A 14,558-nucleotide genomic window follows, 5' to 3' on the forward strand; every position below is an offset into this window, starting at 1 on the left:
CGGGTCGGTTCCAAGGACCTTCAAAATGAATCACAACCTCCCCTGGGTCGCCGAGCGCGCGCGACTGTTCCGCGAATCCGATCCCGATTTCGCGCGCTGGGCGCGCGGGCATGGCCCCATCGCCCACAACGACCTCACGCAGCTGCGAATCCACGAACTCGCACAGGTGCTGGTCGCCGAAGGCAAGACGAGCGACACATCCGCGATCTACCGCACGCTGTGGGCCGCAGACCGATTGGCCGTGGCCGGGATGTGGCTAACGGTTCACATGACCTATGCCGATCGGGTCTATACCGACGGCCGGGAAATGGCGGCCAAGGACTTCAAGGAGACGCCTGAAGGCCACACCGGCGGATCACTGAACATCGTGCCGGCCTATGTCGGCTACCTTGCCGCGAACGCGCTCAGCGGCCTGACACGCGGCTGGCTGATGGGTCAAGGCTATTGCGTGGCGGGCATCGACGCCTGCAACCTGCTGGCGGGCAACATGACGCCGCGCCACGCCGAGCGGTACGACCGCAGCGAGAACGGCCTTACGCGCTTCGCTCGGGACTTCTACAGCTACGCGATCGACGCGCAGGGGCGCCCGGCCTCGCCGCTGGGCAGCCACGTCGGCCCGAACACGGCAGGCGGCCTGTCCGAGGGGGGCTATCTCGGCTTCGCTGAACTGCAGTACGTGCACATGCCCCTGCCCGGCGAACGGCTGGTGGTGTTCCTCAGCGACGGTGCATTCGAGGAGCAGCGCGGCAGCGACTGGGCGCCGCGCTGGTGGCGCGCCGAGGACAGTGGATTCGTGGCTCCGTTCATGATCCTCAACGGCCGTCGCATCGAGCAGCGCAGCACCATGCAGCAGCAGGGCGGCCGTGAATGGTTCCAGCAGCATCTGCGGCTGAACAGCTTCGACCCTATGGAGATCGACGGCACCGACCCCGCCGCATTCGCCTGGGCCATCCACGCGATGGAGGAACGGCTGGCGGCCTGCGCGACGGGGGTTTCGCGTGGAACCGTTCAGTACCCGGTGCCACTTCACTACACCATCGCCGAAGCGCCCAAAGGATTCGGTTTTCCCGGTGCCGGAACCAACGCCGCGCACAACCTGCCGTTGGCGGGCAATCCCCGTGTCGATCTCACTGCCCGGCAGCAGTTCAATGACGGCGCGCGCGTCTTGTTCGTGCCACCGGGCGAACTCGACGAAGCGTTGGCCCTGCTCTGCCGGCATGAGGTGCAGCGCCGTCCCCTTGAGCGGGACCATCCCCTGGCGCATCGCCATGTCGCAGCACCGAGGTTCCCGGAGCCGCAGTGGCACGCCGCGGACCTCGGCAATGTCTCGCCGATGGGTGCGCTCGACGGAGCCTTCGCGGCCATCATCCAGGCCAATCCCCAACTACGCCCGCGCGTCGGCAATCCCGACGAGCTGCGCAGCAACCGCATGGGCCAGACCTTGGACCTGCTCAAACACCGCGTCTTCACGCCCGAACCGGGCTTGGCTGAAGCCGTGGATGGCGCCGTGATCACGGCCCTCAACGAAGAGGCGGTGGTCAGTGCGGCGCTGGGCAACAAGGGCGGCATCAACCTCGTTGTTTCTTACGAGGCCTTTGCCGTGAAGATGCTGGGTGCACTGCGGCAGGAAATCCTGTTCGCGCGCCACCAGGCGGAGGCCGGCATGCCTCCGGGCTGGCTGTCGGTAGTGACGGTGGCGACATCCCACACCTGGGAGAACGGCAAAAACGAGCAGTCCCATCAGGATCCGACACTGGCCGAGGCGCTGCTGGGCGAGATGTCCGACACCGCACGTGTGTTGTTCCCGGTGGATGCCAACAGTGCCGTCGCGGCGCTGCGAGCCGCCTACGCCTCGCATGGCCAGTTCTGGACACTGGTCGTTCCAAAGCGGGCCGTCGCCAGCCAACTGAGCGGCGAGCAGGCCCAGCGTCTGGCCGATGAGGGTGCCTGCGTGGTGAAGCCCTGCGACGCACCCGATGTCTTGCTGGTCGCCATCGGTGCGTACCAGCTACAGCAGGCGCTGCTCGCGGCGCGGCGGCTGGACGACGCCGGGCATCGGACGGCAGTCACCTGCGTCTTCGAGCCGGGCCGCTTCCGGCTGCCACGCGACGAGCGCGAGCGGGCTTTCGTGGCGGGCGACGCGGCATTGCGCTCGCTGTTCCCGGACACCGCTGCGGTGCGCGTCATCGTCTCGCACATGCGGCCGGAGCCGACGCTGGGCCTGTTGCGTCGCATCGATACCGGGCCTCGGCAGACCCGTGCACTGGGCTACCAGGCGCGCGGTGGGACGCTCGACGTTGCCGGCATGCTGTTCGCGAACCGCTGCACGTGGGCGCACGTCGCGACCGAGGCAGCGCAGGCGCTCGGCGTCGATCCCGCGAGCATATTGACCGCCGAGGAGTTGGCCGCGGTGGGAGGCCACGGCGACCCGCGGGCGGTGATGGTCTCGGCATGATTCCCCTGTTCTCCCCATAGGGACAAGAATAACGTCGTTTCCGGCGCCGATCGGTACGAGGCCGTGGTCCAATTGGAACCCTGTGCCCGCCCATTTATCGAGACCATGTCCCACGCGCTTGAAACTCTCATCGGTCACTGGAAAGCCGATCCGCTGAGCACCTACAACACCTGGTTCCTTTGGGAAGAACGGCTGAAGAACTTCCGCTCGATTCGCCGCGGCCTGGCGCAGGTGGTCAAGGACATCGATGCGGGCACCTTCGGTAGCGCATTCCGCGGTTCCTCGCTCGAAACGGTGGTCGGCTCGGTGGCCGAGCAGCGCCAAATCTTCAAGGGGGCAGACCATGCATTCCTGTGGAAGCCCAAGCTGCGCATTCCCGACATCTACGAGAACGCAATCAACCAACAGGCCTTTGCCCGGTTGTTGCACACCTGCGACTGCTGCAACAGCGCAGAGGAAGTGATCGAAGCAATACGGCGGATCGACGCTCGTCAGATCAAGGGTCTGGGCCCCGCCGTGGCGAATCTCCTGTACTTCGTTCACCCCACGATCGTGATGCCGTTCAACACCGCGATCGTGAAGGGCTACAACGCGGTCACGGGCAGCAGCGTCAAGCTCGGCAAGTGGGAGCACTACCTCTCGATGCGCGAAGGCGGCCTTCGCCTCAATGCCCAGCACCGCAACGCGTTGTCGAACGACATGGGGGCACTGGCTGGGCTGCTGTTCGACATCGGCTCGGGCCGGTACGCGGCGCCACCGCGCGATGACGATGCGGCCGCCCTCCAGGGCTGGGAGGCCGATCTCGAAAAGGTGCGCGAGGAATCGGCCGCGGCCCACAAACGCTGGGCCGCGGAGCGCGAGAGCGACGCGACCCACACCGAAATTCAGGGATGGCTGCGCGACCTGGGCAAGTCGCTCGGCTACGGTGTCTGGATTGCGTCCAACGATCAGGGGCGCAGTTATCAGGGAGGTCGCCTTGGAGACGGCTGTCTGACGCAGCTCCCCGCGCAGGCCCGGGCCGGTCTGGACTCTGTTCGCCTGATCGACGTCATTTGGGTGGAGGCCGACGGCTCGAAGGTCGCCGCTGCCTTCGAGGTCGAGCACTCGACCTCGATCTATTCCGGCATCGTGCGCATGCTCGACCTGGCCTTGGGAACGGAACTGGGAGCGGGCGTATCGATGTTCCTGGTGGCGCCGGACGCTCGCCGCGAGGATGTCCGCAGCCAGTTGCGTCGGCCGGCATTCACGCGGGTGGCGGAGCTGGGAATTCGCTACCTCCCCTACAGCGAGCTTGGCGCGCATCGCGATGCGATCGGCAGATTCGGCTCAGGCCTAAAGCCGTTGAACGAGATATCGCACCTGCTGTGATGCACGGTCGTCGAGGCACCAGCGGCACCAGCGGCAGAATGTACCGCCCAAGCGTGAATCGACGCCTAGTCGCGGTCGTGGATGAAGTCGTGCCGCAAGCCGAGTGCGGCATCCGTCCGAGCGATTGACGCTGACGGATCGGACTCGATGCCGCTCAGCGCGCGGATCGCATCGATGGTTTCGGGAATCACGATCGCCTGGTTGAAGACCTGGTAGGTGTAGTACGCTTGGTCGCCATCTACCGCGAGGACGTCCTCCCACAGGGCGACCTCCCACATGTCGCCGCGCGGGCGGCCAAGATCGGACATCAGCTCCACCGTACTGTTGAGTGCCACGAGGCCATCCGAGGAACGCACGAACGCGATCCGTGGTGCCGCACGGAAGGCCGCCAGCACCTCGTCGCGCGTTGCCGGCCTCGTCAGTTCGACCCACCAGGTGTGCAGGTGACTGCTGTTGTGGGACGCCTTGACCGCGATCGTTACCACATCCAGGTCCGGGATCACGGTCCTCGCGTCCGGTCCCTGGTGGCTGGGGACCGCCTTCTCCGGCACGAGGGTGTTAATGATGCCCTCAGCATGCGCTTCCCAGGGGTCGGATGCGCGGCGGATGAGCGTGCCGCGTGCACGCTTGAGCAGGCCGGCCGTCCGCAGCGCCCCCAGCGTTCGCACGATGGACGTGGTGTTGCAGGAGACCACGCGAGTGGACTCGCGGCCGATGGCCGACGCATAGTTCGCTTGCGCGACGAATGAGTGCCCCGTCAGCGCATGAGACTCACCACCGTGGAAGATCGACTTCACGCCGGCCGCGGCGTACACCTCTTTGTTGACCGCAGCGACTTTCTTGGGCGTGCAGTCGACCACGACATCGGCCTTCGCGAGCAGTTCTGCCAGATTGCCCGCCAAAGCAAGACCTGCGGCGCGCATCGCTCCTTCAGCTTCAAAGGTTGCCGCGTGGATGGCGAAGCCGCGCTGCGCGGCGACCTGTAGTCGATAGTCGTGCACCACGTCTGCGACGCCGGCAAGTGCCATGTCCTCCTGGAGCGCGACCGCGTCTGCCACCCGCTTGCCGATCACACCGTACCCGTTCACCGCCACTCTGACCTTGTTCATTCCTTGCTCCTGACTTGATGAGACGCGTCAGCCACGGCTGCGCGCAATGAAAAACGTGAACCGGATCGCCAGCGCATAGCCCAGCAGCGCGAGCACCGGCATGTCGCCCCAGCGAGGGCCTACGGCGTGCTGCATCAGCAAGCTTGACGCGATGTACAGGCCCAGCGTCACGAGCGCGAGGGCGATGCGGCGGCCGAGGCGGTCGATACCGCTCAGCATCCGGGCGTCGGGCTTGATCGACAGTTGCAGCAACTCACGCTGCCGCAGTACGCTGTGCAGGCGCCGCGCCAGCAGCGTGGGCAGCGCGTTGGCTGCGTTTCCCAGCTCGTAGGGCAGACGTTGCGACGCCGCGGATTTGCGCTCATCGAATATGCCGGTTGCCGTGTGGCGCGAGATGGCCTCGATGATGGAGAAGTCCGGCGCGAGCAGGCGTACCGTCCCTTCGAGCAGCAGCAGTGTGCGGGTGAGTACCAGCAGGTCTCTAGGAAGCCGGACATCCTGGGTCCGGCCGGCCGCCACGAGCTGCGCGAGCGCATCGGAAAGCGACCAGTCTTTCAGCGGGTGCTCTGCGCAGTCCGCGACCAGCGCGCGCACCACGGGCACGAAGACGGCCCGATCCGTGCCCTCGCCGACCAGTCCCAGGTCCAGCCAGGCGTCGACCACCCAGTCGGCATCCTGCTCGACGAAGGCCAGCGCGAACGCCACCAAAGCGCGCCGCATGCTGCGGTCGACCCGTCCCACGATGCCGAAATCGTGCAGGCAAATGCGGCCATCGTCCATCACGAAGACGTTGCCGGGGTGTGGATCGCCATGGAAGAAGCCATCGCGGAAGATCTGCACGATGTAGCTGTCCACGAGCTTGCCCGCAGCGGCCGCGCCCATGGCAGGCGGCAGACCGTGCAGGTGGGCCCCGCGGCTGAACTGCTGGACCATCACCGTCGATGTGCACAGCTCGTCCACCACGTCGGGCAGCACGATGTCCGGAGAGTCTCGCCAGGCGTCGGCGAAACGTCGCACGGAACTCGCCTCCCGGGACAGGTCCATTTCGTAGCGGAAGTTCGCCGCAACCTCGTCCACGATGGCCGCCAGACCCCAGCGGCGCAGCGAGGGGACGAACCACTGAATGGCCAGGACCAGCCGGCGCAGGATGCGCATGTCGGTCTCGGCTTGCTCGGCCGCACCAGGGCGGCGGATCTTCACCACGACCTCCGTCCCGTCGGGCAGCGCCGCACGATGGATCTGCGCGATCGAGGCCGCGGCCAGCGCCTGCATGTCGAAGCGTGCGAAGACCTCTTGCCAAGGGCGGCCCAGGGCCGCCTCGACCTCCTGGACAGCCTGTTCCGAAGAAAACGGCGCCACATGCGCCTGAAGGCTGGCCAGGGCCCGTTGCGCATCGGGAGGCAGGACGTCCGCGCGCAGGCTGAGGTGCTGGCCCAGCTTCACGAAGGTCGTTCCCAATCGCTGCAGCACTTGGGCAAAGCGCTCGGCCGCCCGGTGCGTGTCGCAGCGCATGAGTCCCCGGTGCCAGGCCACCCAGAGCAGGACCCCGGTCAGCGCCATTGCGATCTGCGTCGCCCGGCGCAGCGCCGAGCGTTGCGGTGGACGGTCCGGAAGGCGCGCGGCAGAAACGGAGCGGTCAGGGCGCATCACGGCTCATCCACCCTGTTGCGCAGCCGGCCCGCATGCCAGGCTGCGATGTTCGAGATGGTCTCGTCGAAGATGCGCGCGATCGCCTCTGTCGTGTTGAAACCGACGTGGGGAGTCACGAGCACGCGCGGATGGGTCAGCAGCGGGCTGGACGCCATCCAGCCGGTATCGCAACCGAGCCCCCCGCAGCCCGTGGGCACCTCGGGAGACAGCGCGCCTTCTTGCTCCAGCACGTCCAGGCCGGCGGCTGCGACACTGCCGTCGTCCAGCGCGCGCAGCAAGGCGGCCTCGTCGATCAGCGCTCCACGTGCCGTATTGATCACTACCACGCCAGGCTTCATGCGCGCGAAGGCCCGGGCGTCGATGAGGTGGCGCGTGGCCTCGGTGGCCGGAACATGCAGGCTCAGGATGTCGCTGCCTTGCAGGACCTGCTCCCATGTCACGAGGGACACGCCAGCTGGGCGCGCAGCCGAAGCAGCGAAGGCGGGGTCGTAGGCGAGAACGTCCATGCCGAACCCCACGGCGATACGCGCCACGTGGCGTCCGATGCGGCCCAGGCCGACGATGCCCAGCGTCCTGCCTTCCAGCTCGAAGCCGGTGAGTCCGCGGTAGGCGAACGAGCCCTGGCGCGCCCGCTCGTGGGCCTGCGTCAGATGGCGTGTCACGCCCAGCAACAGTGCAAAGGCATGCTCTGCGACGCTGGCCGACCCGTAGTCCGGCACATGGCAGACGGCAATGCCGCGTTTTCGACACGCCTCCAGGTCAATGTGGTCGAAGCCCGCGGAGCGGGTGGCGACGAGCCGCAAGCGCGGCAGCATGCGAAGCACCGATTCGTCCACCCGCGTGCGCACGAACACGCAAAGGACCTCGATCGCCCCATCTTCGGTGTCGGACGCCACCAGGTGCTCGCGCTGGACGAAGTGCGCGTGCCAGTGGGCCGGAAGCCATTGCTGCATCGCCGCTTGGTCCGTTGGTGCGAAGTCGGTGAACAGAACACTAAGACGATGGTCCTCGGTCATGGCGCAACCTTGATGGCGCTGTACAGGGACAGGATGTGGAAGATGGCAACGAATTGCCGTGTCTCGGCAACCTGCGCAAACCCTGCTTGCGCGAGCACCGACGGCAAGTGACCGGCGACCGCGTCGCGCGTGGTCTCGAAGCCATCGAGCAGTTGAACGGCGAAGAACGCCGTACGGCTGATCGGTCGGCGCGAGCGCTCCCGGTCCGCGAAGTGCAGTTGAACGCCAACGCGCAGAACGCGATGCATCTGGCGGGCCGCTTTCAGTTTGTCCGCGTGCGCCAGGTGACGGAAGAAGACGCTCGATACGACCCGATCGAACGAGCCATCGCCGTAAGGCAGGTATGTCGACAGGCCTTCGTCGAATCGGATCGGCGCCGCCACGCTCGCCGCCTTCCGGCGGGCCAGCGACAGGATGGCGGGGTCGGCATCCACCCCGGTGACACGGGCCTGCGGGCACGCGGTGGCCGCAAGGAGGGCGAACGTCCCCGTTCCGCATCCGGCGTCCGATACGTCGTGGCCATGCTGGATCGACGCCTGCGCCACGAGGGCCGGCTTGAACGCTTGCTCGCGCGTGGTCAGCACCACCACCCGGTCGTACAGGGGCGTGAGCACGTGGTGGGCAAGTGCGGGCCTGAAGCCGGCCGGACGATCCGTCATTGCACGGCGAGCCTCGCTCGGGGTTCACGGAACTGCCACAGCACGATGATGCTGAGGACGCCGGCGAAGAAGCACCACACCGAGATGAACCAGGTCGCATAAAAAAAATAGGCGGCGACCGCGGACACGAAGGCCGCATTTCCGAAAGCCGCTACGCGCCGGTGGCTGGAGACCATCAGACCTGCGCAGGTGCCGATCAGGTACAAGGCCATCGTGGTCAGGACGTAGAAGTGCGGGGAGTCGTAGAAGATGTGCTGGCCGACCACGCGCGCGGTGATGGGCAGTCGCACCAGCATCACCAAAAGGTACACCCCGACGAGCGCGCCTGCGAGCGCGATGCCCGCGAGAACCCGACGGCGCCACGGAACGGTCTCCAGCGCCAGGGCGGCCAGCGGCACGTAGATCGGCCACAGGACGTGCGAGAAGAACGAATAAAGATGCGTCAGCACCACCTTCAGCAAGGGCGCGCGGTCGGGGAATGTCAGCCACAACATGCCTTCGAGTAGCTGCTGAATCCCAAAGAGCAACGGGATGGCCGCGTAAGGCACTTCGCGCCACGCGCGGACCCGGCGCACGGTGACGATCCCCGTCCCCAGAAGTACCGCGGCTGCCGTGAAACTGGCTGGTGCAGAAAAACACATCGCTGTCATTTCCTCTTGAATGTGGGTGTCATGGCGTTCATGGCTGTGGCCGATCTGTCGGTCCTGGCGGAGATGTTCCCGGTGCGGCTCGATGCTGCGAACCCGGATCGAGCGCCTGGGCGCGGCTCAGCGCGGCGTGCAGGGTCGCCGTCCGGTCCTGGACCCTGCGGATCCAGGGCGATGGGAAAGCAGATGCAAGCCACGCATAGAGCGTGTACTTCACCAGCTTGCCCAACCAGAGCGCCAGAAGAACCTCGGCCACCGGCAGCCGGGAGATTGCCGCGAACATGAGGGCAGGCGTCAGCGGTACCGGGAGCGCTGCAATGACCAGCAGCGCGGGCACGCCGTACCCGCCGAGCCAGGACGTGGCGTCACGCCAGGCCGTCGATCGCACCACGTCGGGGTAGGCGACGAAGAAACGGTTCCAGCCCAAGTGATGAAACACGAGATAGAGGACCAGTGCGCCAATGGCCGCGCCGATGCTGGAGGTCGCGGCGATGCTCCGCCAGCGCCGCGGGGCGAGTAGCACGGCAGCGACGGGCAACGTTCCGAACGGAATCGTCATCGACAGCGTGGTGGCCATGGCCACGGCCGCCACGATGAGGGGAAAGGCACGCGTCTCCGCCCCGCGGGTCAGCGCGCGCAGCAGGCCGGTCTCGACGGTTTCGTGCAGCATCGTCATCGGCGCTCAGGGCTTGCGGACCGCGGGCCGCTGCCCGAGTTCGACTTGTACGGTCACCGTCTCGCGGCCGCGCAGGATCTTGAATTGGGCGTTGCTGCCCGGTGCGACCGCGGCTGTTTCGCCGATCAGGCCGGCGGTGTCCGGGATCTCCTTGCCGTTGATCGCAAGCACCGTGTCACCGGGCCTCAGCCCGGCGCGATCGGCAGGCCCGCCGCGCTGCACCGCCACCAGTGCGGCGCCCCCGGTGGCACCGGTGGCCTCGTGGATCACGTCGCGGGCGCTCACCCCCAGCCAGCCCCGGCGCACGCGGCCGGTGGCAATGATCTGCTCCATCACCTGCCGTGCCAAGCTGACCGGGATCGCGAAGCCGATCCCCTGGGAGCCGCCGCTGCGCGAGTAGATGGCGGTGTTGATGCCGACGAGATGGCCGTTTCCATCGACGAGCGCGCCGCCCGAATTGCCGGGGTTGATCGCGGCGTCGGTCTGGATGAAGTTCTCGAAGGTGTTGATGCCCAGGCGGTTGCGCCCCGTGGCACTCACAATGCCTTGCGTGACGGTCTGGCCGACCCCGAACGGATCGCCGACGGCCAACACGATGTCGCCGACCTGCACCGATGCTGGATCAGCGAAAGTGATGGGCTGCAGCCCCGTGGCCTCGACGCGCAGCACGGCAAGGTCCGACTCCGGATCGATACCGACGACGCGCGCCGTGGCAACCTTCTCGCCTGGCAGCATCACGGCGATCTCGTCGGCGCCCTCCACGACATGGTTGTTCGTGAGGATATAGCCCTGGGCCGCGACGATGACGCCTGACCCAAGACTCGACGCGCCTTGGGCGGCGTCCTCATCGCCGCCATCGGGCCGCAACCAGTTCTGCATCCTGCGCGGAGGTGTCTTGCGGGTGTAGATGTTCACAACCGAAGCGGACGCCTTGGCGGCGGCGGCGCGAAACCCCGCCTCCAGGCGGGCTGTGATCGCGCTCGGTGTGGCAGGCGCCGAGCCGGTAGTGGCGCCCGCATGCGGCGCCTCCTGTACCGCCACGACGTCGGGCGTCACAGGGACAGGCGCCGGCCCGAAGGCCCGCCAAGCAATGATGACACCCGCGCCAATCGCGATTGCCTGGGCCAGCAGGAGCCAGAGCCGCCGCAGCGCGGAGGGGCGGCGTACAAGGTCGTCGCTCATGTGGCGCTGGCCTCGATCAGGTCCTGAACCGCGGCCGCCAGCGGTTCCACCACGCTGATGCCATTGGAGGCATGCGGCACGGTGTCGCAGGTCAGCACCCGCTGGGGGCCCGCCGCGAGGAGCGCGTCATAGGCATCGGCGGCAAAGAGCGCATGCACACCGATGCACACCGGCGGCGGCAATCCGACGCGGCGCACGCTCGCGATGGCCTGGATCATCGTGCGCGCGCTGGACACGATGTCGTCGATGAGCACGGGCTGGCGGCCTGCCAAGGCCGAGGTGTCGGGCAGGCTGACCTCCACGTCCTTGTCGCCCCGGCGAATCTTCTGCAGCACGGTAAACGGTGCATCGGCCCCCCGCGCGACTTCCTGGACCCATTGCTCGCTTTCGGCGTCGGGGCCGATCAGCACTGGGCGCTCCACGTTCGCCGCGACCCAGGCCGCGATGACGGGCGCGGACTGCACGGCGCGCGTGGGCACACGGTAAATCTCGCCGAGCGAGTGGTAGCGGTGCAGATGGGGGTCGACGGTGACGACGCCATCGAACACCGTCGATACCAGCGCAGCGAACGTTCGGGACGTGATCGCTTCGCCCGTGTTGAAGCGCCGGTCCTGGCGCAGGTACGCCAGGTAGGGCGCTGCCAGCAGTACGCGTGTGGCACCGAGGTCGCGTGCAGCGTCTGCCGCGAACAGCAGGGGCAGCGCCTTGGCGTCGGGCTGTGCCAGGCTGGCCATGAGCACGACGGTGCGGCCCGTCACGTCGGCGTCCAGCCGCACCAGCGACTCGCCGTCCGGAAACCGGTGCAATTGCAGGGTGGCCCGCTCCGCACGCAACGCGCGGGCGAGGCCTTCGGCGAAGGCCTCGTCGCCTGGCAGGTGAAAAATGAGTGGTTTCATGCGTTCTCTGAAATCTGGAAGATCGGTGGGCGCGCGCGGACGAACTCCAGGGCATAGGCCAGTTCGCCTGGTGCCTGGGCATGCAGCGTGAACAGCGGCTGTCCGGCTTCGACGCGATCGCCAAGGCGCGCGTGCACATCGATGCCGGCGGCCGGGGCGGTCGGCGCACCGGCGAGCTTGGCCGCCCGCGCGAGCAGGCGGTTGTCGATGCGGGTGACACGGCCCGTGGCCGGCGATTCGACGGTGTGCAGATGCGCCGCCATCGGGAGGCTTCGAAGGCCGCCCTGCTCAGAGCAGATTGCCTGGAACTTGGCCCAGGCCCGGCCATCGGCCAGCACCTCGGTGGCGAGCTTCAGGCCGCCGCCGGCCGGCGCCGCGCCGCCCATTTCGAGAATGTCCGCCGCCAGCCGCAGCGCCCGCTCCCGCAGGTCGGCCGGGGCCTCGGGTTTACCCTGCAGGACGGCCAGCACGTCGCGTGCTTCCAGTGCGGGGCCGATCCCGCGGCCGACCGGCTGTTCGCCGTCGGTGACGCGCAAGAACACCTGCAGGCCTATGGCGCCACCCACCTCCTGCAGGCGCCGGCCGAGCGACGCCGCGGCGTGTGCGCTGCGCACTTTCGCGGTGGCGCCCACGGGCAGATCGATCAGCACATGGGTCGAACCCGCAGCGGCCTTCTTGGACAGGACCGAGGCCACGAGCTGCCCTTCGCTGTCGAGATCGAGTGGCCGCTCGACACGGATAAGGATGTCGTCGGCGGGGCTGAGCCGGACCGAGCCGCCCCACACGATGCAGCCGCCCGTGCGCTCGACCACGCGTCGCATGCTCGGCACATCCAGATTGACCGGTGCCAGCACCTCCATCGTGTCGGCCGTCCCGGCCGGTGAGGTGATGGCGCGCGAGGAGGTCTTGGGCATCGTGAGGCCGCAGGCGGCCACGATGGGCACCACGAGCAGGGTCGTGCGATTCCCAGGCAGGCCGCCGACGCAGTGCTTGTCCACTACCAGCGGACGGCCCCAATCGATGCGCTCGCCGACGGCGATCATGGCTTTCGTGAGCGAGACCGTCTCCGCCAGGTCGAGGCGATCGCCCGCGCAGGCAGTGATGAAGGTGGCGAGGTGCAGGTCCGAGTAACGGCCCGCCGCGACGTCGGAGATGATCGCGCCGAACTGGGCGTCGCCAACGGAGTTGCCGTAGACCTTGGCCCGGACATGGCTGAGCGAATCCAGCGGTGGCGCATGGGTGACCGCGACCGGCTCACCCGGCTGCGCACCCAGCGATGCCCACGCGGACTCGGACAGACCGGCGACGTTCTCGGCCAGCCAATCACCGTCGACGACACTGAGCGTCGCCACGATGCTTCGGCCGCCGGCCGTCAATTGCACGCGCGCCTGGGTCGTGAAACCCTCCGATCGACAGACCGGGCAATCGCGCCGCATGTAGACCACCGGCTCCTGATAGGTGTCGATGCCCGTGCGCCACGCCTGCAGCCTGTTCCCGGCCTCCTTGGTGCGGCCGGCTTCATGCATTTGCGCTGTCATGCAAGCTCCACGGTCTGCAGGTAGTCGGGCACCGAGACCGCCCAGCCGAGTTCATGGTCGATCCGCGAGCGCAGCGCATCGGCCGCTTCGGGCTCGCCGTGCGTCACGAACGTGCGGCGCGGCGTTTGCGTGAAGCCGCGCAGCCACGCGATGATCTCGTCGGCATCGGCATGGGCGGAGAGGTTGTCGAGCGAGGCCACCTCGGCGCGAATCGGCACGTCTTCGCCATGGATGCGAACGGTGGACGCACCATGCAGGATCGCCGCGCCGCGGGTTCCACCCGCCTGGTAGCCGGCGAACAGGATCGTGTTGCGCCGATCGGGTGCGAAGGACTTCAGGTGGTGAACCACCCGGCCACCCGTGGCCATGCCGCTGGCGGAGATGATCACCATCGGGCCGCGGCTGGCACTGAGCGCCTTGGACTCCTCGACCTTGTTGACGATCTTCGCGGCGTGGCACATGCCCTCGCACTCCTCGGGCGAGAGCCGATGCTCGTCACGGTGGGCGTGATACAGCTGCGTCGCATCGATGGCCATCGGGCTGTCGAGGTACACCGGCAGGTGGTGGATGCGGCCCTGCTTCTTGAGCTGGTAGATGCCATACATCAGGCTTTGGGCGCGGCCGACCGCGAACGCGGGGATGACCACGACACCGCCGCGGGCGGCGGTCTGATTGATCACGGTCTCCAGTTTTTCCAGCGCGTCAGTCTCTTCATGCTTGCGGTTGCCGTAGGTAGACTCCACCAGCAGGTAGTCTGCGCCCGGAACCTGCACCGGCGGGCGCAGCACCGGGTCGTTCGGGCGGCCGATGTCGCCGGAGAAGAGCACCGACCGCTGCCCATCGCTGAGGTGCACGAAGGCGGAGCCGAGCATGTGCCCCGAGGGCTCCAGCCGGGCTGTGAGTCCGGGCAGAGCTTCGAAGGCCTCGGCGAACGGACGCGGTGAGAAAAGCTTCAGGCAGCGCTCGGCATCCTCCCGCGTGTACAGCGGCAGCGCGGGCTTGTGCTTGGAGAAGCCGTAGCGGTTGGCGAACTTCGCCTCTTCTTCCTGCAAATGACCACTGTCGGTGAGCAGTATCTTGCATAGCTCATGCGTCGCGGACGTGCAATAGACCCGCCCGCGAAAACCCTGCCGCGCCAGCAGCGGCAGGTAGCCGCTGTGATCGATGTGGGCGTGGGTGAGCACGACAGCATCGATCGTCTTGGGCGCGACCGGCAGCGGCTCCCAATTGCGCAGCCGCAGCTGCTTAAAGCCCTGGAACAGGCCGCTGTCCACCAGGATTGTCGAGTCGCCATGGCGCAGGAGGTATTTCGAACCGGTCACGGTGCCCGTGGCACCCAGAAACTGAAGTTGCATGGAAAGT

At 67.3% G+C, this 14,558-nt stretch carries 12 protein-coding genes; 2 read left to right on the top strand and 10 right to left on the bottom strand.

Annotated elements, in window-relative coordinates; all coding sequences use genetic code 11:
• Positions 1-25: 25 nt before the first annotated feature.
• On the top strand, positions 26-2,455 hold the full coding sequence (locus DTW89_RS03660; RefSeq protein WP_114654948.1) for a xylulose 5-phosphate 3-epimerase: 2,430 nt from the start codon (positions 26-28) through the stop codon (positions 2,453-2,455).
• 105 nt (positions 2,456-2,560) lie between these two features.
• Positions 2,561-3,823 (top strand): type II restriction endonuclease, encoded by a 1,263-nt coding sequence (locus tag DTW89_RS03665; RefSeq protein WP_114654949.1) that lies wholly within the window; start codon positions 2,561-2,563, stop codon positions 3,821-3,823.
• 65 nt (positions 3,824-3,888) lie between these two features.
• Here the strand turns inward: DTW89_RS03665 and DTW89_RS03670 are convergent, their stop codons facing one another.
• The 10 genes from DTW89_RS03670 to DTW89_RS03715 form a co-directional block, all read right to left on the bottom strand.
• Positions 3,889-4,932 (bottom strand): type II glyceraldehyde-3-phosphate dehydrogenase, encoded by a 1,044-nt coding sequence (locus tag DTW89_RS03670; protein ID WP_087748522.1) that lies wholly within the window; start codon positions 4,930-4,932, stop codon positions 3,889-3,891.
• A gap of 27 nt (positions 4,933-4,959) precedes the next feature.
• Positions 4,960-6,492 carry an AarF/UbiB family protein gene (locus DTW89_RS03675; protein ID WP_198314819.1) on the bottom strand — a complete coding sequence of 511 codons (1,533 nt, stop codon included), beginning with the start codon at positions 6,490-6,492 and terminating at the stop codon, positions 4,960-4,962.
• Between the two features lie 86 nt (positions 6,493-6,578).
• Positions 6,579-7,598 (bottom strand): hydroxyacid dehydrogenase, encoded by a 1,020-nt coding sequence (locus tag DTW89_RS03680; RefSeq protein ID WP_024815528.1) that lies wholly within the window; start codon positions 7,596-7,598, stop codon positions 6,579-6,581.
• Positions 7,595-8,257 carry a class I SAM-dependent methyltransferase gene (locus DTW89_RS03685; RefSeq protein ID WP_087748520.1) on the bottom strand — a complete coding sequence of 221 codons (663 nt, stop codon included), beginning with the start codon at positions 8,255-8,257 and terminating at the stop codon, positions 7,595-7,597. The genes DTW89_RS03680 and DTW89_RS03685 overlap by 4 nt, the downstream gene beginning before the upstream one ends.
• Positions 8,254-8,898 (bottom strand): DUF6629 family protein, encoded by a 645-nt coding sequence (locus DTW89_RS03690; protein ID WP_005794588.1) that lies wholly within the window; start codon positions 8,896-8,898, stop codon positions 8,254-8,256. Before DTW89_RS03690 ends, DTW89_RS03685 begins: the two co-directional genes overlap by 4 nt.
• Before the next feature lie 37 nt (positions 8,899-8,935).
• The gene (locus tag DTW89_RS03695; protein ID WP_114654950.1) at positions 8,936-9,580 is read right to left on the bottom strand and encodes a VTT domain-containing protein; all 645 of its coding nucleotides are present in this window, start codon (positions 9,578-9,580) and stop codon (positions 8,936-8,938) included.
• A 6-nt stretch (positions 9,581-9,586) separates the two neighbouring features.
• On the bottom strand, positions 9,587-10,762 hold the full coding sequence (locus tag DTW89_RS03700) for a S1C family serine protease (protein WP_011805857.1): 1,176 nt from the start codon (positions 10,760-10,762) through the stop codon (positions 9,587-9,589).
• The gene (locus DTW89_RS03705) at positions 10,759-11,658 is read right to left on the bottom strand and encodes a ribose-phosphate pyrophosphokinase (RefSeq protein WP_024815530.1); all 900 of its coding nucleotides are present in this window, start codon (positions 11,656-11,658) and stop codon (positions 10,759-10,761) included. The genes DTW89_RS03700 and DTW89_RS03705 overlap by 4 nt, the downstream gene beginning before the upstream one ends.
• Entirely contained in the window at positions 11,655-13,196 is a 1,542-nt protein-coding gene (locus tag DTW89_RS03710; protein ID WP_024815531.1) for a thymidine phosphorylase family protein, read from the bottom strand. The genes DTW89_RS03705 and DTW89_RS03710 overlap by 4 nt, the downstream gene beginning before the upstream one ends.
• On the bottom strand, positions 13,193-14,551 hold the full coding sequence (locus DTW89_RS03715) for an MBL fold metallo-hydrolase (RefSeq protein ID WP_005795326.1): 1,359 nt from the start codon (positions 14,549-14,551) through the stop codon (positions 13,193-13,195). The genes DTW89_RS03710 and DTW89_RS03715 overlap by 4 nt, the downstream gene beginning before the upstream one ends.
• Positions 14,552-14,558: the final 7 nt, after the last annotated feature.

This window comes from Acidovorax sp. BoFeN1 (assembly GCF_003345135.1).
GTDB lineage: Bacteria > Pseudomonadota > Gammaproteobacteria > Burkholderiales > Burkholderiaceae_C > Acidovorax > Acidovorax defluvii.